The 17,071-nt window shown below is 42.3% G+C and carries 17 protein-coding genes and 1 other annotated feature (1 of these 18 running past the window's edge); of the genes, 12 read left to right on the forward strand and 5 right to left on the reverse strand.

Annotated elements, in window-relative coordinates; translation table 11 throughout:
- Positions 1-165: a binding site (T-box leader), on the forward strand (it extends 115 nt beyond the left edge of the window).
- An 83-nt stretch (positions 166-248) separates the two neighbouring features.
- Positions 249-1,469 (forward strand): tyrosine--tRNA ligase, encoded by a 1,221-nt coding sequence (gene tyrS, locus DWZ93_RS05480; protein WP_118452201.1) that lies wholly within the window; start codon positions 249-251, stop codon positions 1,467-1,469.
- A 153-nt stretch (positions 1,470-1,622) separates the two neighbouring features.
- Here the strand turns inward: tyrS and DWZ93_RS05485 are convergent, their stop codons facing one another.
- Both DWZ93_RS05485 and DWZ93_RS05490 read right to left on the reverse strand, forming a co-directional pair.
- A complete protein-coding gene (locus DWZ93_RS05485) occupies positions 1,623-2,930 on the reverse strand; it encodes an alpha-amylase family glycosyl hydrolase (RefSeq protein ID WP_118452202.1) in 1,308 nt (435 codons plus the stop codon).
- Positions 2,931-2,953: 23 nt separating this feature from the next.
- On the reverse strand, positions 2,954-3,679 hold the full coding sequence (locus tag DWZ93_RS05490) for a helix-turn-helix domain-containing protein (protein WP_118452203.1): 726 nt from the start codon (positions 3,677-3,679) through the stop codon (positions 2,954-2,956).
- A gap of 337 nt (positions 3,680-4,016) precedes the next feature.
- On the opposite strand from DWZ93_RS05490, the gene DWZ93_RS05495 reads away from it, so the two are divergent.
- From DWZ93_RS05495 to DWZ93_RS05515, 5 genes are all read left to right on the forward strand, one after another.
- On the forward strand, positions 4,017-5,306 hold the full coding sequence (locus DWZ93_RS05495; protein ID WP_118382535.1) for an MFS transporter: 1,290 nt from the start codon (positions 4,017-4,019) through the stop codon (positions 5,304-5,306).
- Positions 5,307-5,368: 62 nt separating this feature from the next.
- Positions 5,369-6,454: a M24 family metallopeptidase gene (locus DWZ93_RS05500; RefSeq protein WP_118452204.1), complete on the forward strand. Its 1,086-nt coding sequence runs from the start codon at positions 5,369-5,371 to the stop codon at positions 6,452-6,454.
- A gap of 284 nt (positions 6,455-6,738) precedes the next feature.
- The gene (rplM, locus tag DWZ93_RS05505; protein WP_118452205.1) at positions 6,739-7,167 is read left to right on the forward strand and encodes a 50S ribosomal protein L13; all 429 of its coding nucleotides are present in this window, start codon (positions 6,739-6,741) and stop codon (positions 7,165-7,167) included.
- 28 nt (positions 7,168-7,195) lie between these two features.
- Positions 7,196-7,588 carry a 30S ribosomal protein S9 gene (gene rpsI / locus DWZ93_RS05510; protein ID WP_118382538.1) on the forward strand — a complete coding sequence of 131 codons (393 nt, stop codon included), beginning with the start codon at positions 7,196-7,198 and terminating at the stop codon, positions 7,586-7,588.
- A 214-nt stretch (positions 7,589-7,802) separates the two neighbouring features.
- The gene (locus tag DWZ93_RS05515; protein ID WP_118452206.1) at positions 7,803-8,000 is read left to right on the forward strand and encodes a zinc ribbon domain-containing protein; all 198 of its coding nucleotides are present in this window, start codon (positions 7,803-7,805) and stop codon (positions 7,998-8,000) included.
- A gap of 334 nt (positions 8,001-8,334) precedes the next feature.
- On the opposite strand, the gene DWZ93_RS05520 is transcribed toward DWZ93_RS05515, so the two are convergent.
- The 3 genes from DWZ93_RS05520 to DWZ93_RS15220 are packed head-to-tail and all read right to left on the reverse strand — an operon-like array spanning position 8,335 to position 10,270.
- Entirely contained in the window at positions 8,335-9,237 is a 903-nt protein-coding gene (locus DWZ93_RS05520; RefSeq protein ID WP_118452207.1) for a TlpA disulfide reductase family protein, read from the reverse strand.
- A 27-nt stretch (positions 9,238-9,264) separates the two neighbouring features.
- Complete coding sequence (locus DWZ93_RS05525; RefSeq protein WP_118452208.1) at positions 9,265-10,137, reverse strand: 4Fe-4S binding protein; 873 nt, start codon at positions 10,135-10,137, stop codon at positions 9,265-9,267.
- Positions 10,130-10,270, reverse strand: coding sequence for a CD1871A family CXXC motif-containing protein (locus DWZ93_RS15220; RefSeq protein ID WP_118452209.1), 141 nt, complete (start codon positions 10,268-10,270; stop codon positions 10,130-10,132). The genes DWZ93_RS05525 and DWZ93_RS15220 overlap by 8 nt, the downstream gene beginning before the upstream one ends.
- Before the next feature lie 159 nt (positions 10,271-10,429).
- Between DWZ93_RS15220 and DWZ93_RS05535 the strand changes: the two genes are divergently transcribed.
- From DWZ93_RS05535 to DWZ93_RS05560, 6 genes are all read left to right on the forward strand, one after another.
- Positions 10,430-11,053 carry a response regulator transcription factor gene (locus DWZ93_RS05535; protein WP_243061144.1) on the forward strand — a complete coding sequence of 208 codons (624 nt, stop codon included), beginning with the start codon at positions 10,430-10,432 and terminating at the stop codon, positions 11,051-11,053.
- The gene (locus DWZ93_RS05540) at positions 11,050-12,207 is read left to right on the forward strand and encodes a sensor histidine kinase (protein ID WP_118382561.1); all 1,158 of its coding nucleotides are present in this window, start codon (positions 11,050-11,052) and stop codon (positions 12,205-12,207) included. The genes DWZ93_RS05535 and DWZ93_RS05540 overlap by 4 nt, the downstream gene beginning before the upstream one ends.
- Before the next feature lie 77 nt (positions 12,208-12,284).
- Positions 12,285-13,868: a glucose-6-phosphate isomerase gene (locus DWZ93_RS05545; protein WP_118452211.1), complete on the forward strand. Its 1,584-nt coding sequence runs from the start codon at positions 12,285-12,287 to the stop codon at positions 13,866-13,868.
- 108 nt (positions 13,869-13,976) lie between these two features.
- Positions 13,977-14,807 carry a dTDP-4-dehydrorhamnose reductase gene (gene rfbD / locus DWZ93_RS05550; RefSeq protein WP_118452212.1) on the forward strand — a complete coding sequence of 277 codons (831 nt, stop codon included), beginning with the start codon at positions 13,977-13,979 and terminating at the stop codon, positions 14,805-14,807.
- A gap of 11 nt (positions 14,808-14,818) precedes the next feature.
- Positions 14,819-16,099 carry a dicarboxylate/amino acid:cation symporter gene (locus tag DWZ93_RS05555; RefSeq protein ID WP_243061132.1) on the forward strand — a complete coding sequence of 427 codons (1,281 nt, stop codon included), beginning with the start codon at positions 14,819-14,821 and terminating at the stop codon, positions 16,097-16,099.
- Between the two features lie 271 nt (positions 16,100-16,370).
- Positions 16,371-17,069, forward strand: coding sequence for an ABC transporter ATP-binding protein (locus tag DWZ93_RS05560; protein ID WP_118452214.1), 699 nt, complete (start codon positions 16,371-16,373; stop codon positions 17,067-17,069).
- Positions 17,070-17,071: the final 2 nt, after the last annotated feature.

The raw sequence follows: 17,071 nt of genomic DNA on the forward strand, positions 1-17,071 counted from the left end.
AGAATCTCAGATAGATATGAAAAGGCAGAATCTGATGTGAGATTTAAGTAGACTGTGACGCTGGCGCACGTTACGCGCAGAAGCTGTGAATGCAGCCACAGAGGCTGTCAGTGTGAACTGATGGTGAATTAAGGTGGTAACACGGAGTATAGACCCGTCCTTATCGAGAGATAAGGATGGGTTATTTTATCTCAGTCGAGAAGACTCCCACCTCTTCAGGTGGTGAGTAATAAAAAAAGGAGAAGATTATGGGTATTTATGAAGAACTTCAGGCGCGCGGACTAATCGCGCAGGTGACTGATGAAGAGAGAATCAGAGAACTGGTTAACAATGGAAAGGCAACATTTTATATTGGATTTGACCCGACGGCAGACAGTCTGCATGTGGGTCACTTCATGGCATTGTGCCTGATGAAGAGACTGCAGGAAGCAGGAAATAAGCCAATTGCATTGATTGGTGGTGGTACAGGATATATCGGAGATCCGTCTGGAAGATCTGATATGAGAAGCATGATGACGCCAGAGCAGATCCAGCACAATTGCGACTGCTTCAAGAAGCAGATGAGCAAGTTTATCGATTTTTCAGAAGGCAAGGCGCTGATGGTTAACAATGCTGACTGGCTTCTGGATCTGAACTATATCGATGTACTGCGCGAGATCGGACCACACTTCTCGGTTAATCGTATGCTGACAGCAGAGTGTTACAAGCAGAGAATGGAAAAGGGACTCAGCTTCCTGGAGTTTAACTACATGATCATGCAGGCATATGATTTCTACGAGCTGTTCCAGAATTACGGATGTAATCTGGAGTTCGGTGGTGACGACCAGTGGAGCAATATGCTGGCAGGTACAGAATTGATCCGCCGTAAGCTTGGCAAGGATGCGAGCGCGATGACCATTACGCTGCTTCTGAATTCAGAAGGCAAGAAGATGGGCAAGACACAGAGCGGTGCTGTGTGGCTTGATCCGGAGAAGACATCTCCGTTTGAGTTTTATCAGTACTGGAGAAATGTAGGAGACGCTGACGTGCTCAAATGTATCCGCATGCTGACATTCCTTCCGTTGGAAGAAATTGACAAGATGGACAGCTGGGAAGGTGCGCAGCTTAATACAGCAAAAGAGATTCTGGCTTATGAGCTGACAAAACTGGTGCACGGCGAAGAAGAAGCTGAGAAGGCACAGGCAGCAGCGAAAGCATTGTTCAGTCAGGGTGCAGCAGCAGACATGCCGACAACAGAACTGACATCAGAGGATCTGACAGACGGAAGCATCGATATCCTGAGTATTCTTGTAAAGAGTAGCTTGGTTCCATCAAGAGCAGAAGCACGACGTGCTGTACAGCAGGGCGGTGTAACTGTTGAAGGTGAGAAAGTCGGAGATATCAAGACTTCTTATACAGCAGATACATTGGGAAAAGGTTTGGTAGTAAAGAAAGGCAAGAAGAACTTCCGTAAAGTAGTAATGAAATAAGATGCCAGTGAAAAGTGCGGAGTGATCCGCAGGCATCTGCTGATATATGTATGAAATGAGGCTGTGATTAATCAAACACTTTTGATTAGTAATCAAAACGAATGATTAGTCACAGCCTCGTATTATATATAGTTGTCCACAACAGATATGTTTTTAGAATTTCAGATAATTGACACTGTAAGGTGCCATGTCAAATTGTCCGTTCAACGTTATCGCATTACCACTTAAAAGTTCTGTTGCCGTGCCATTCAGATCACCATGGTAAGCAGTGTAATGATCACTGGATGCATTAATTGCTACCAGAATCCGTTCTTTTTCAGAAGCGCGTTCAAAGATTAACTGATGGTTGGTCAGAACTACATTGCGGTAATTGCCATTGCATAGACCATCACTCGATTGCCGTATGGCAATCAGCTTCTCGATAAATTCTGTCAGTTCATTTGGCTTTGGTGTATCGAAACACGGCCGCAGTGCATAATCATTGTCTGGTGCTTTTGTACCTTCTTCACCCCATTCACTGCCATAATAGAGACATGGAATGCCAGGCATACCCATTAACAGACCATAAGCCGGGCGTATATGTTCTTTGTTCGTCAGAATGGAAGCGAGTCGGGTGACATCATGGTTGTCTACAAAGTTCATCAGATGCTTGCCGCGGTAAATGCACCATGGGTCCGGACCATATTGGCGGTGCAGTGAATGTGCGATCTCGAACATGTTCATAGAATTGAAACTGGAGTAGATGCCCTTGTAGCATTCGTAGTTGGTGCAGCTGTGCAGCATTTCATCATTCGCGATCAGATTATAATCACCGAATAAAACTTCTCCGATCAGTGCAAAGTCTGGTTTGAGTTCGTTGGTAAAATGTCGGAGACTGCGCATAAAGTTATGATCTAGGCTGTACGCTACATCCAGACGAAGCCCGTCAATATCAAATTCCTCGATCCATCCGCGCACGCAGTCCAGCAGATAATCGGTCACGGTCGAATTCTGAAGGTTCAGTTTCACTAATTCATAATGTCCTTCCCAGCCTTCGTACCAGAATCCATCGTTGTAGCAGCTGTTGCCGTCAAAGCTGATGTGAAACCAGTCTTTGTATGGAGAATCCCATTTCTTTTCCTGCACATCGCGAAATGCCCAGAATCCTCTTCCTACATGATTAAATACGCCATCCAGCACAATGCGGATATCGTGTTCGTGCAGTATCCGGCAGACATCTGCAAAATCTTTATTCGTGCCAAGACGACAGTCAATCGTACGGAAATCTCTGGTGTCGTAGCCATGATTGTCTGAAGCAAAGATCGGATTCAGCAGGATGGCATCAACACCAAGTTCTTTTAAATAATCAGCCCATTCTCCGATCTTGAGGATGCGAGAAACGCAGATGCCGTCATTGGCATATGGTGCACCGCAGAAGCCAATCGGATAGATCTGATAAAATACACTATTATAAGCCCACATAATAATAACCTCTTTTCGTATGTTTAATAAATGACTAAGGAGTTTACACGCTTCAGCTCTGCAAGAGTTGTTTTATCTGAGATGCTAAGTTCAGCCCGGAGCGTGTCGTCCATAGGCAGCGGATTCAGCGAAAAAATCACTTTGATCGCGTAAGGATTACGCAGTGACTGCGATAAGGCAATCAGCAGTCCGGTTGTTGTATTCTTTAAAGAAAATGTCGCTTTGGCGCAGATGGACAAGTCATCACTTTCGTTATATGGATTCTTGCAGTAGATATTGGTGATGAAGTCGTGAACAAACATAGTTCCTTTGTAAATGTACTGCGCATCAGTATAATTATATTCGTCAGCGACATCGTAGTAAAGAATGATGTCATCGTAATCGTGTTCCGGATTCGCCTGTACTTCCAGTACACAAGGGTAAATCTTGCGGTCAATTGCAAAATACTGATACATATAGAAGATATTGGAACGCTTGAAAAAACTGCGCTCGTCTGTTTTCTCAAGCCGTGGCTTGCCGGGAGCCTGGTAATCCGTCAGCTGATTTACCGATACATTCAATGCATCTGCAATTTCAAACAATGTAGCTACATTTAATGCAAGTCGGCCGTTCTCGTATTTCGAAATGGTAGATGTGCTTACATGGAGCTTGCGTGCCAGAGTATCGATGGTCATATGCTGTCTGGTGCGATACATACGGATTCTCTGGGCAACGTGTTCCGCCGGCGTATGCACAGTATTGATTGCCATATAATCACTTCCTTAGTATATAGATATTTACAATATTTTTCCTTAACAGATAGACTGCTACAATAACTAATATACCATATATTTCCAAAAAGGAAAGATTTTTTTGAAATTACTAAGACAATAATAGACTGATGTACAGTATTTTCTAAAAATACAATCTTTCTTTCTGGATTAGACAAAAAAGTCTTAAAAGTTTCCATAGAGGAAAAAATCACCGGTTTGATAAATATGAACCTGAATGATAATCTTTTATCAAGATAAATACTGAGTTGCGCATAAGTATTTCTTATATCAGGATAAGTAGTTTAACAGGAGACCGGAGAGAAAGGGTGATTATATGGAAACACGTGGTTATAAACAAAATCGAGTTGTCATCATGTTAGTTGCATTGGCTGGAATGAGTGTGTATCTGCTTCCATACTTCCGTTACTATTATTACGATGCGTATGTTTCGTATTTTGGAATCAACGATCTGCAGATGGGAACACTGGGAAGCATCTATGGAGTGCTTGCAATCGTAGGATATTGTCTGGGCGGTTGGGTAGCTGACCGGGTATCTCTGAAGCTTGCGATATCTGGATCCTTGGTAGTAACAGGACTCGGAGCGTTCGTGCTTCTTCTGAAACCGGCATTTCCGATTCATGTAGGAATCTATGCATTATGGGGTGTTACCTCTATTATGACATTCTGGAATCCGTGTATGAAAGCACTGCGGGCACTGTCAAAAGCAAGTGAGCAGGGACGAGGCTATGCGTTGTTTGATATGACAAGAGGAATCTTGAACTTCCTTTCAGGACTTGTGATTCTGGCAGCATTTACCGCTGTTACGAAAAAAGTCGGCGAAGCAAACGGCATGACAGGGCTGATTCTCTTTTATGGTATTGAAGCAATCGTAGTAGGTGTGGCTGTATACTTTGCATTGCTGAAATGCCTCCCGAAGTCACTGGATTCTAATACAGAGAAGGATACAAGCTTTGGAAAGAATGTATTGAAAGCGTTGAAAATGCCGACGACATGGTGTGTAATCGTGATCATGTTCATGACGTATGGAGTTATCATTACATATAACTATGTAGTGCCGTATTGTACAGCAGCATTTGGAATGTCTGCAGCACTGGCAGCGATTATGGGGTATGCGGCAAATGGATTCCGCTTTGTGGGATGTGCGATCGGTGGACAGATCGCCGACAGAAAAGGTCTTTCAACCATGATGCTGGCAGATGTTATTCTGATGATCGTAGGAGTTGCCGGTATTCTGTATACACCGCGTTCTATGAAATTTATGTGGATGTTGATCATTAGTATAGCATTGTTGTGTATGTTCATGTACAGTGCACAGGCATTACACTATGCGGTTCTGGAAGAAGGCGAATATCCGGTAGAAATCATGGGTGCAGTTACATTTATCATCTCTCCTCTTGGATACAGCGCAGAAAGCATTATGCCATTGTACAATGGCTGGTGTCTGAATCATTTCTCAGGACTGGAAGGATACGAGATGATCTTCAAGACCTTTATTGGTATGCTGTGCATCGCAATTGTAGCGATCATCATTTTCCGTAAGCTGACCAAAGAACGACGGATGGAACTGGCTGAGATGAGAAAGAAAGGCGAAGAAGCAAGTTAAACAGTATATATAGAAAATGGACATACATAATGGTAAAAGAATACAAAAGGAGGTAGCAGACTATGATGAACAAAGAAAGATTTGCAAGAGTTGTGGAAGAGATGAAGCGGCAGGGACTTACGCAGATACTGATTGCAGATGATCCGGCCATCTTCTGGCTGACAGGACGCATTGTGAATCCAATGGAACGTTGCGGAGCAATTCTTCTGAAGGATGACGGAGAAGTACATGCATTTATGAATAATCTGTTTTGCTTTGAGCCGATTGATGGCATGACAATGCACTATTATGCAGATGGAGAGAATCCATATAAGTTGATTGCAGATGAGCTGGCTCCGGGAAAGGTTGGATTTGATAAAAATTGGGCTTCCAAGCATACGATTTCTGTACTGAAAGAACGTGATGATATTATTCCGGTACTTGGTTCTGATCCAATCGACGTTTGCAAATCACACAAAGATGAAGCGGAAAAAGAAGCACTTCGGCATGCGGCTAATATTAATGACATGGCAGTAGAGTTTGGAATTAAGCATATTGATCCGAGTCTTGATGAGTTGACACTGTCCAACATGATCGAAGAATTCTTTGAAGAGCATGGTGCGGTTCAGGACATGCAGTTACAGTATGTATGCTATGGAAAAAATGCAGCAGAGCCACATCACGGAGCAGTTGCCGGAGAAATGCTGAAAGAGGGAGATGCAGTATTATTTGATCTCTGGGCACCGATTAATAATTACTGGTGTGATATGACACGTACAGTATTCTATAAGAGCTGCAGTGAAGAGCACCGCAAAGTATATGAGATTGTAAAAGCGGCACAGCAGGCAGCAATAGATTTCGTAAAGCCTGGAGTGAAAATGTCGGATGTAGATGCAGTGGCACGTAAAGTCATTACAGATGCCGGCTATGGAGAGTATTTCCTGACACGAACCGGACATGGCGTGGGCATGACTGTTCATGAACCGCCGGAGGCCAGCCCATCCTGTGATCTGATCGCAGAGCCTGGAATGTGTTTCTCCATCGAACCGGGAATCTATCTGAAAGATGATGTGGGAGTCCGGATCGAAGATCTGGTTATAGTAACAGAGGATGGATGTGAGGTGCTGACGAAGTATCCAAAAGATCTTCAGATCGTAGGAAATGATTAATTGTGGAAAAAGGTGATAACTTAAGAACAGTTACGTTAAAGGTTTATTAGCTTAATATAGGAAAGACCTGCCTCTCATCTGGTCAGAAGAGTGGCAGGTCTTTTCTGTGCGTAGATAGTACCACAAAATATACGGAAAAAGCTTGACATGCAAAAAAACGTATAATATAATAAATCAGTATGACGATGGGAGAAACAGAATGCTCTCCAAAGCCCCGGAAGCATCTGATTTCGATAGAGTTAATTGTTAAATAAGCAATGTAATGAATCACAGGAGGGAAACCAATGAAAACTTATATGGCTAATCCAGATAAGATTGAAAGAAAATGGTATGTAGTTGATGCAACAGATTGCACATTAGGACGTCTGGCATCAGAAGTAGCAAAGGTTTTAAGAGGAAAGAACAAACCGGAATTCACACCGCATGTTGATACAGGTGACTACGTAATCGTAGTTAACGCTGAGAAAGTTAAAGTAACTGGTAAGAAACTGAGCCAGAAGGTATATTACAATCACTCTGACTATGTTGGAGGAATGAAAGAGACTACTCTGGCAGAGATGCTGGATAAGAAACCAGAGCGCGTTATCGAGCTGGCAGTTAAGGGAATGCTTCCAAAGGGACCTCTCGGAAGATCTATGATCAAGAAGCTTCATGTATATGCAGGACCGGAGCACGAGCAGCAGGCTCAGAAGCCGGTTGAACTGAAATTTTAATTAGGAAGGTCGAAAGGAGGATATAACAGTGGCTACAGCAAAATTCTACGGAACAGGAAGAAGAAAAAAATCAATCGCAAGAGTATATCTTGTACCTGGAACAGGTAAGATTACAATTAATAAAAGAGATATCGATGAGTATCTTGGACTTGAAACTCTGAAAGTTATCGTTCGTCAGCCATTAGTACTGACAGATACAGAAGGTAAATTCGATGTAATCGTTAACGTAAAGGGTGGCGGTTACACAGGACAGGCAGGAGCAATCCGCCATGGTATTTCAAGAGCACTTCTTGAGGCAGATGCTGATTACAGACCAGTGCTTAAGAAAGCCGGATTCCTGACACGTGATCCACGTATGAAAGAACGTAAGAAATACGGTCTCAAAGCAGCTCGTAGAGCACCACAGTTCAGCAAGCGATAATCGTTTGGAACGTAAAAAGATTTATAAAACCTCAGAAACCGCGTGTTTCTGGGGTTTTCTTTACTTTTCGATTCTGTGAGGCGTCCAGAAATGTGATGTAAATTGGTGGATATGTAGCGAGTATACAGCAAAAATCACAACAACTATGAGGTCAGATTGAAAAATAAAAAGACAGGTTTATGAGATAGACAAATCGGATTTGGAGGTATATACAATGAGAAAATGTGAAAAGTGCGGAGCAAGCATGAAATTGGATTTGAGACTTAAAGTTAGCGGCGGTGGTTATGGGATTGTTGTTCGTGTAGATGAAAAACAAAAGGCGACAACTATAGATGATGTTAGAGTTGCAGTTTGCCCAGAATGTGGATATACAGAAATGTATTTAGAAGATTTATCGAAATTGAAGGATTAAGAGACAAATTCAGTTTGTTTTATTGAATAAAATTATATTTGATTGAGTTGATTAAGAGCGGCTATTGCCTGTGAGAGGAAGCCATTACAACAAGGTTTACTCCGGTAGTTTGAAGAATGGTGAGGGTTTCGACAGCATCTATGAACGATTTGGTCTGTATCATCCTGATGACTTATATTCGTCATTCAAAATCAAAAACAGGATTTTCAAGATTTAAGCTGCATAAAAACTGCCAGCAGATAAATTTCTGCTGGCAGGAAAAATTTATATTTTTTCAATTGTCTACTTGACGGGAAGCAGTTCAGTTCACTTCACGACAGCTCCTTTTTCTCTATTATTTATTCGTATTATCTGCATCAATTACAGATTGAATCTGTTTCATCAAAGTATCATAGTTATCCTGGTTATCAATTCCACCGAGCATAGGATCACCCACAATATTACCGTTTCTGTCAACTAGTATTGTTGTAGGAAATGCCATAATACCGGAGGCGTATTTGCCTGCATCTGAAGTAGAGTCAATGGAGAGATTGCGATATTTGACACCCTGACTTTCGAGAATGGATGCTGCTTCTTTAATGGCAGATTTATTTTCGTCGAAGGTTTCGGTGTTGATGCCTATTACTTCGCCTCCCATTGCCTTAATGGCATCGTTCAATTCGTTAAGCTTAGACAGCTCAGCAACACAAGGTTTGCAGCCGGTAAACCAGAAATTAACGACAGTTACTGCATTTTTGGAAAACAGGCTTTCATCAACAGAATTGCCATCATAATCTTTGCCGGAAAAATTCTTAAAAGGAGATGCATCGTCGGAAGTGTTTTTCTGGCTATCTGATGCGGCATTTTTCTTTTCGAGTTCTGCGATCTGCTCCTCGATTTTTCGTATCGTTTCAATATCATCTGTAAGTATTTTCAGTTCGTCATCTGTAAAAGAATCTTTGTTTGATTCAACTGTGTCAGCCAGATAATCCGCATAATTTCCGTTTGGATCAGCAGCGCTTTTATTCATCATGCCAAATGCTTTGTCCCATACGTCTTTATGATCCGCAAAGAGCTGGTTTTCCTGCTGATACAAATCATCCAGTTTCGTATTGGAATCGTCAGAAGAGTCTGTGCTGGATTCAGTCTGGGTATTCTGAGAAGTTTCAGTGTCTGAAGTTTTGTTTCCGTTGCATGCTGTAAGTAATAATGCTACGCAGAGTGTAAAAATAGAAATAAATGTTCTTTTTGTTTTCATGAATAATTGCTCCTTTAAATAATAGTATTAAGATGAATGGTTACCCATAAACTCATAGTGGATGGCATCTTTCGGACAAGCTTTTATACAGGCTCCGCACCGTATGCATTCCGGATGGTCTGGAGTCTTACACACATCGACATCCATTTTGCATGCCGTTGAACATTGTCCGCAACCGATGCATTTGCTGTTCTCAACTTTGATCGAAAGAAAGCTTACCTTATTAAACAATGAATAGATTGCTCCAAGAGGACAAATCCATTTACAGAAGGGTCTGTAAAATATAACACTTAACACAACAACTGCAATTAGAATGACGCATTTAAAAGAAAAAAGCGTTCCCAGTGCAGACCGTATAGCAGCATTTCCAAGAGAGAGAGGTATAGCTCCTTCCAAAACGCCTTGTGGACAAATGTATTTACAGAAGAATGGATCACCCATTCCTATTGAGTTCGTTACAAACATCGGAAGAAGTATAACGAAAATAATAAGAATGATATATTTCAGGTATCTTAGCGGTTTCAGGCGGGCTGTAGAAATTTTTTTCCCCGGGATTTTATGAAGCAAATCCTGAAACCATCCAAACGGGCACAAAAAACCACATATAAATCTTCCAAGTGTCACACCGAGTAAAATAAAAAAACCGGTTATATAGTATGAAAATTTAAAGCTGGATGATCCGACAACCGCCTGAAAGGCTCCGATCGGGCATGCTCCTGTTGCAGCAGGGCAGGAATAACAGTTTAATCCCGGTACACATACTGTTTTAGCATTGCCCTGATATATGGTTGCTTTAAACAAATTGGGAATATGAATATTGGTGAGCAGTGTGGCACCTGCCTGTATCCATCCGCGTATTCCGGCTATTTTTTTTGACAGTAAATTCTTTTCCTTATCCAATTCCGACACACTCCAGACATAGTTTTATTGCTTTACCAAGCACGACAGCTGCTTCACCCCTGACTACACCATAGCTAACCATAGTTATACCTGTGATGAGCAAAACAATTTGAGATGATTTTTTGCATTTCAAGTTTTTATTACTCCTTTCGTTTGTTGTATTTGTTGACCAGCTGACATTGGTATTATACAATAGCTGGTGTAAAATTATTGTTAAGAAACAGGTGAAAGAATCTTGAGATTATTAATAGTTGAAGACGAGAAACAAATATGTGATACGGTTGCAAAAAGAATGTATGATATTGGGTACGAGGTGGATACCTGTTATGACGGAGAGGATGCTCTTGAATGCATTCTGGCAGAGAATTATGATTTGATTGTTCTGGATCTGAATCTGCCCGGCATGGATGGGATGGAGATCCTAAAGGAACATCGGCAGATGAATGAGGAGACAAAGGTTCTTATATTATCTGCAAGGGGGCAGATTGCGGATAAAGTTGAAGGACTGGATGCAGGGGCAAATGATTATATGGAAAAACCATTCCACCTGCAGGAACTTGAGGCACGTATCAGAAGTCTGACAAGAAGGAAATTTGTGCAGAAGGATGTATGCCTGGAAAGCGGCGAGATAGAATTCAATACGATAAAGCGTGAGGCATATGCAAAAGGGGAAATGATTTCTCTGACAAGAAAAGAAAAGGGTATTTTGGAATATTTACTTCTTAATCTGGGAAGACCGGTAAGTCAGGAGGAATTGATGGAGCATGTCTGGGATGCATCTGCAGATAGTTTTAGTGGAGCTATCAGAGTACATATGTCTTCGCTGCGAAGAAAGCTTAAGTCAGTGCTTGGATATGATCCGATTATGAACAAGGTAGGAGAAGGATATAAAATAAGAGAGGAGTCCGATCAATGAAACGAATGTCACTGCAATGGAGGCTTACCTGCATAACTACATTATGCATTGCGATCATATGTGGCTGTCTGACGATGTTTATTTATAAAAATGGTGTGTATTATATGGATTCGCTGCAAGAGGCCGTTGATGCCCGGGAAGATGATAAAGAGGGGGATTCAGAAGAAATATACATCAGCATTCCGGAGGATAAGTGGGATGAGTTTGCAAATGATTTTTCTGTTCAGGTGTACAATAATAAGGTAGACTACAAAAGAAACAGTTTGATTATTTCAGCCTTACTGGCTCTTCTTGGAGGGGTAGCTACATATTTTATAAGTGGGCATGCACTCAGACCAATCAATGAGTTTTCAGATAAAATCGAAGAGGTACAGGCACAAAATCTGGCAGCTTCACGAATAGAAGAAAATAAGATTAAAGAGCTGAATCAGCTTAGTGTTTCATATAACAAGATGCTTGAACGACTCTCAGATGCATTTGAGATACAGAGACAATTTACTGCAAATGCGGCACATGAGCTTCGAACCCCATTATCTCTGATGCAGGTACAGCTTGATCTATACAATTCCACCCGACATCCGGATCAGGATGCAGACACATTACAGACGATAAAGATGGTTACGGAACAGAATGACAGACTCAGCAAAATGGTAAAGACGCTGCTTGATATGAGCGAGCTTCAGACAGTAGGGCGGGATGAAAAAATTATAGTTGACGCTCTTATTGATGAAGTATTGGAGGATCTGGAACCGCTCGCACAGGAAAAGAATATAAAACTGATTGGGAAATGTAAGGATATAACGATGATTGGAAGTGATATCCTTATTTACAGGCTGGTATACAATCTTGTTGAAAATGCTATAAAATATAATCATTTGGACGGACAGGTTACAGTAACAGCATACCAGAAGGAAAAACATATTTATCTGTCAGTAGAGGATACGGGAAGCGGAATTCCTGAAGATCTAAGAGAGCGCGTGTTTGAACCGTTCTTTCGTGTGGATAAATCCAGAAGCAGGGAGCTTGGCGGTGTAGGACTTGGACTTGCGCTGGTACGGGAAATCGTGCGAGTACATGATGGCAGTATTACGGTCAGAGCCAATCCGTCCGGGGGGACAATTTTTGATGTGATGTTTACTCAGGGATATATTTAACCATTCGTTGAAAAACGTTAGAGATTTTAGTATACTATAAAAGAACTTAGAGCATTTGAAAGAAGGGAATGATTAAGATGGAATGGAAGAATTTTGACTTGCTTGAGTCTTATAAAAAACTTGAAGCAATGAAAGAACCTGTCAATGTAAAAGAACTCATGGCCGGAGAGAATGGTGCAAAACGTGTAAAAGAATATCAGATGCCGATGGCCGGCGGAATGACATATTGTTATGCTGCTAAGCAGGTTGATGATAAATTACTTGAAGTTTTGCAGGAGCTCGCTGATGAGGCAGAACTTGCAGATAAATATAAAGCATTGTACAACGGTGCTGTAATTAACACAGGTGAAAAGAGACTGGTTCTTCATCAGCTGACACGTGGACAGCTTGGTGATGATGTTGTGGCTGATGGTATTAATAAGAGAGAATTCTATGTTGCCCAGCAGACAAGAGCGGCTGAATTTGCTAATAAAGTACATGCCGGTGAGATTGTGAATGAGAATGGTGAGAAATTCACTACAGCAGTACAGATCGGTATCGGCGGAAGTGACCTTGGCCCTCGTGCGTTATATTTAAGCCTTGAGAACTGGGCAAAGGTCAATGGCACCCATAAGATGGAAGCCAGATTCATCAGCAATGTTGATCCGGATGATGCATCAGCAGTGCTTGCATCTATTGATGTTGCTCATTCAATTTTTGTACTTGTGTCAAAGTCAGGAACAACTCTTGAGACATTGACAAATGAAGCATTTGTTAAAAATGCGCTTACAAGTGCAGGACTTGATCCGTCTAAGCACATGGTTGCCGTTACAAGTGAGACTTCACCACTCGCGGGTAATGCAGACTATCTCGATTCTTTCTATATGGATGACTTTATCGGAGGAAGATATTCCTCTACATCAGCTGTTGGTGGCGTGATCCTTTCACTGGCGTTTGGACCGGAAGTATTCGGACGAATTTTGAAGGGATGTGCAGAGGAAGATGAGCTTGCAAAGAATGCAGACATTAAGAAGAACCCGGCAATGTTAGATGCATTGATCGGCGTTTACGAGCGTAATTTCCTTGGATACAGTTCTACAGCAGTGCTTCCTTATTCGCAGGGATTAAGCCGTTTTCCGGCACACTTACAGCAGTTGGATATGGAGTCTAACGGTAAGAGTGTGAACCGTTTTGGAGAAAAGATTGATTATGTGACAGGACCGGCGATTTTCGGTGAGCCTGGAACAAATGGTCAGCATTCGTTCTACCAGCTTCTGCATCAGGGAACAGGAATTATTCCGCTTCAATTTGTGGGATTTAAGCATAATCAGATGGACAATGATGTAGTGATCCAGGGAAGTACGAGCCAGCAGAAACTCTGTGCAAATGTAGCAGCTCAGATCATGGCATTTGCCTGCGGTAAGGATGATGAGAACCGTAACAAATACTTTGAGGGCGGAAGACCATCAAGTATCATCGTAGGTGATCAGCTGAACCCGGAGACACTGGGAACACTGCTTGCACATTTTGAAAATAAAGTAATGTTCCAGGGATTTGTATGGAACATCAACAGTTTTGATCAGGAAGGTGTTCAGCTCGGCAAGGTGCTTGCAAAGAAAGTGCTTGCAAAAGAGACAGATGGAGCACTTACGGAATACAGTAAATTACTTGGCATCTTTTAATTGAAAAGATAATAATAGTAACATTTATAAAAGTTCAGACAGCAAAACATGAGATCAATCGTATTTGTGTTGTTTGGACTTTTCTGAGTTCGTAAAAGGAGAAAGATTATGTCGAAAAATATGATTTGGATTACGGGAGCAGATGGTCATGTAGGAACAGCGCTCCATAAAGTACTTCCGGAACACGGATATCATGTACTGTGTACGAATAAAGAAGATGTCGATGTGACAGATATGGACGCAGTGCGTCTCTATGCAGAAATGAATCGACCGACGGTTATTATCAACTGTGCAGCATTGACAAATCCGTCAGAATGTGAAGCAAATACGGAAGAAGCGTATAAGGTGAATGCAATTGGTGCAAGAAATCTTGCGACCGCAGCAGAACGTCTGGGTGCCAAGCTGGTTCAGATGTCTACGGATGATGTGTTTGATGGTGACAGCGAAGTTCCATATAACGAATTCGATAATCCGGTGCCGAGATCAATTTATGGCAAGTCCAAGCTTGCAGGCGAGCAGATGGTCAGTAGTCTGTGTACCAGACATATCATTATCCGTTCATCCTGGGTGTATGGAACAGGCGCGGATTTTGTGCATGAATTTCTGGAGGCAGATGGCAGGATTGAAGTGGCTTCTGATGAATGCGCAGTACCAACCAGTGCAAAAGAACTGGCGAAAGTGATTATGAATCTGATAGACGGTACGAATTATGGTATTTTCCATATTGTGTGTACCGGAGGTCCGGTCAGCCGTTATGAGTATGCAGTTAAGTTAAAAGAACTGACTGGAAAAGATATCGAGGTGAAAGAGACAGCAGGACAGAAGCATGTGCGTCCGGTGTACTCACTCTTAGATAACATGATGCTGCGTATCTGCGGACTGGAAGAGCCGGCAGACTGGAAAGAGAGCCTGCAGGAATTCTTGAAAGAAATGAGATAAGGAGAAAGACAGTGAAAGAGAAAAAGAAAAAAATCAGTCTCACGACGCAGATATTTGCAGCATTGATTCTGGGATGTCTGTGTGGTGTACTCATGCATTACGTTGTACCGTCTGGCTATGTGAAAGATACTGTATTTGTAAATGGGATATTCTACGTAGTTGGTAATGGATTTATCCGTTTGATGAAAATGTTGGTAGTTCCACTGGTATTTTGTTCATTGGTATGCGGAAGTATGGCAATGGGTGATACGAAAAGTCTTGGAAAGATTGGTGTGAAGGCGTTACTGTTTTATCTGGTGACTACAGCCCTTGCGATCAGCGTGGCCCTTGCTGTAGGACATTTGATCAATCCGGGTATTGGTCTGGATATTTCAGGAATGGAAGCTGTTGAGACATCGACGGCAGAGGCGGTCAGTACCGCAGATACAATCCTGAATATCATTCCGGAGAACCCAATCGCAGCACTGGCAAACGGAGAAATGCTGCAGGTTATCGTATTTGCGTTGTTTGTGGGAATTCTGATCGCAAAGCTTGGAGAACGTGTGGATACGGTGGCTAATTTCTTCTCTCAGTTTAATGATGTGATGATGGAAATGACAAGCACGGTCATGCTTGCAGCTCCGATCGGCGTATTCTGCCTTATTGCAAAGACATTTTCCGGAATTGGGTTCAGTGCATTTTTGCCACTCGCAAAATACATGATCGGCGTATTGTTGGCGCTTGCAATCCAATGCTTTGGCGTATATCAGATTTTGATGAAGGTATTGACTGGTCTGAATCCAATGAAGTTCCTGAAGAAATTTGCTCCGGTTATGAGCTTTGCATTTTCAACAGCAACGTCAAACGCAACGATTCCGTTGTCTATTGAGACGCTGGATGAGAAGCTTGGAGTATCCAGAAAGGTAAGCTCTTTTACCATTCCGTTAGGAGCAACCATTAATATGGACGGAACAGCGATCATGCAGGGTGTGGCGGTTGTATTTGCGGCACAGGCGTATGGAATTGTGCTGAAACCGGCAGACTATGCAACCGTTATCCTGACCGCGACGCTTGCTTCAGTCGGAACTGCGGGCGTGCCGTCAGTCGGTCTGGTAACGCTGTCGATGGTATTTGCATCGGTAGGACTCCCGGTAGAAGCAATCGGTCTGATCATGGGAATCGACCGTATTCTGGATATGAGCCGTACGGCAGTTAATATTACCGGAGATGCTGTGTGTACGACAATCATAGCACACCAGAATAAGCTGCTTGACAGAGACATTTTTAATGCTGATCTGAAAAAGCAGAACTAGGAATTTAGAAATGTGAATAAAACTGGGACATAATGAAAAGACTTGCAATTTGGTATCAGATTGTATATGATAAAGGTGGTTAGTAGGTACTAACCACCTTTTTGTGCAATAAGCCGCTACGCAGAAATCGTGCTTGCACGAATTTCTATATGGCGGCCAATGTTCAGCGAGCCGACAGGCGAGATGACATTGATTGCACGTCGAGTAGGTGTCGGCCTATTCGATTTTTGATGCATAGTTAGTTGCAACTAATTGGCGGAGAGGAAGAGTTATGTTTTTAGAGATCAAAGGAATTACAAAGCATTTTGGTGATGGAGAAAGTCGTGTAAATGTGCTGAAAGGCATTGATGTGAGTATGGAAAAAGGAGAGATATGCGTGCTTCTGGGACCGTCAGGATCGGGTAAGTCTACGCTGTTGAATATCCTGGGGGGTATTGATCAGGCAGATGACGGATACATTGCTATCGATGGGGAACGGACGGGTGATATGTCAGAGAAAGAACTGACTTTATATCGGAGAAAGCATTTGGGATATGTGTTTCAGATGTATAATCTGATCCCGAATCTGAGTATCCGGGAAAATATAGAAGTTGGTGCATACTTAAGTGACAATCCGCTGGATGTCGATGATCTGATGAAGACGCTTGGATTGTATGAACACCGGAATAAATTACCGAATCAGCTATCAGGAGGACAGCAGCAGCGTACCGCAATTGGAAGAGCAATTGTGAAAAATCCGGATATTCTGTTGTGTGATGAGCCTACAGGTGCGCTGGATTACCATACATCCAAGGAAATATTACAGCTGATCGAAGATGTGAATAAGAAATACGGTAATACGGTCGTGATGGTTACCCATAATGGGGAAATTGAGCATATGGCTGACCGGGTTGTAAAACTTCGTGATGGAGTGATCCGCAAGAATTATATGAATGAGCACAAGATACCTGCAATGGATCTGGAATGGTAGGT

This window comes from Dorea sp. AF36-15AT (assembly GCF_003477705.1).
GTDB lineage: Bacteria > Bacillota > Clostridia > Lachnospirales > Lachnospiraceae > Claveliimonas > Claveliimonas ammoniilytica.

Coding starts and splice junctions, on each gene's coding strand:
- DWZ93_RS05495 (WP_118382535.1), top strand. CDS start 4,017: ATGGAAACACGTGGTTATAAACAAAATCGAGTTGTCATCATGTTAGTT.
- DWZ93_RS05485 (WP_118452202.1), bottom strand. CDS start 2,930: ATGTGGGCTTATAATAGTGTATTTTATCAGATCTATCCGATTGGCTTC.
- DWZ93_RS05490 (WP_118452203.1), bottom strand. CDS start 3,679: ATGGCAATCAATACTGTGCATACGCCGGCGGAACACGTTGCCCAGAGA.
- DWZ93_RS05500 (WP_118452204.1), top strand. CDS start 5,369: ATGATGAACAAAGAAAGATTTGCAAGAGTTGTGGAAGAGATGAAGCGG.
- DWZ93_RS05515 (WP_118452206.1), top strand. CDS start 7,803: ATGAGAAAATGTGAAAAGTGCGGAGCAAGCATGAAATTGGATTTGAGA.
- rfbD (WP_118452212.1), top strand. CDS start 13,977: ATGTCGAAAAATATGATTTGGATTACGGGAGCAGATGGTCATGTAGGA.
- tyrS (WP_118452201.1), top strand. CDS start 249: ATGGGTATTTATGAAGAACTTCAGGCGCGCGGACTAATCGCGCAGGTG.
- DWZ93_RS05545 (WP_118452211.1), top strand. CDS start 12,285: ATGGAATGGAAGAATTTTGACTTGCTTGAGTCTTATAAAAAACTTGAA.
- DWZ93_RS05535 (WP_243061144.1), top strand. CDS start 10,430: ATGTATGATATTGGGTACGAGGTGGATACCTGTTATGACGGAGAGGAT.
- DWZ93_RS05540 (WP_118382561.1), top strand. CDS start 11,050: ATGAAACGAATGTCACTGCAATGGAGGCTTACCTGCATAACTACATTA.
- DWZ93_RS05520 (WP_118452207.1), bottom strand. CDS start 9,237: ATGAAAACAAAAAGAACATTTATTTCTATTTTTACACTCTGCGTAGCA.
- DWZ93_RS05560 (WP_118452214.1), top strand. CDS start 16,371: ATGTTTTTAGAGATCAAAGGAATTACAAAGCATTTTGGTGATGGAGAA.
- rplM (WP_118452205.1), top strand. CDS start 6,739: ATGAAAACTTATATGGCTAATCCAGATAAGATTGAAAGAAAATGGTAT.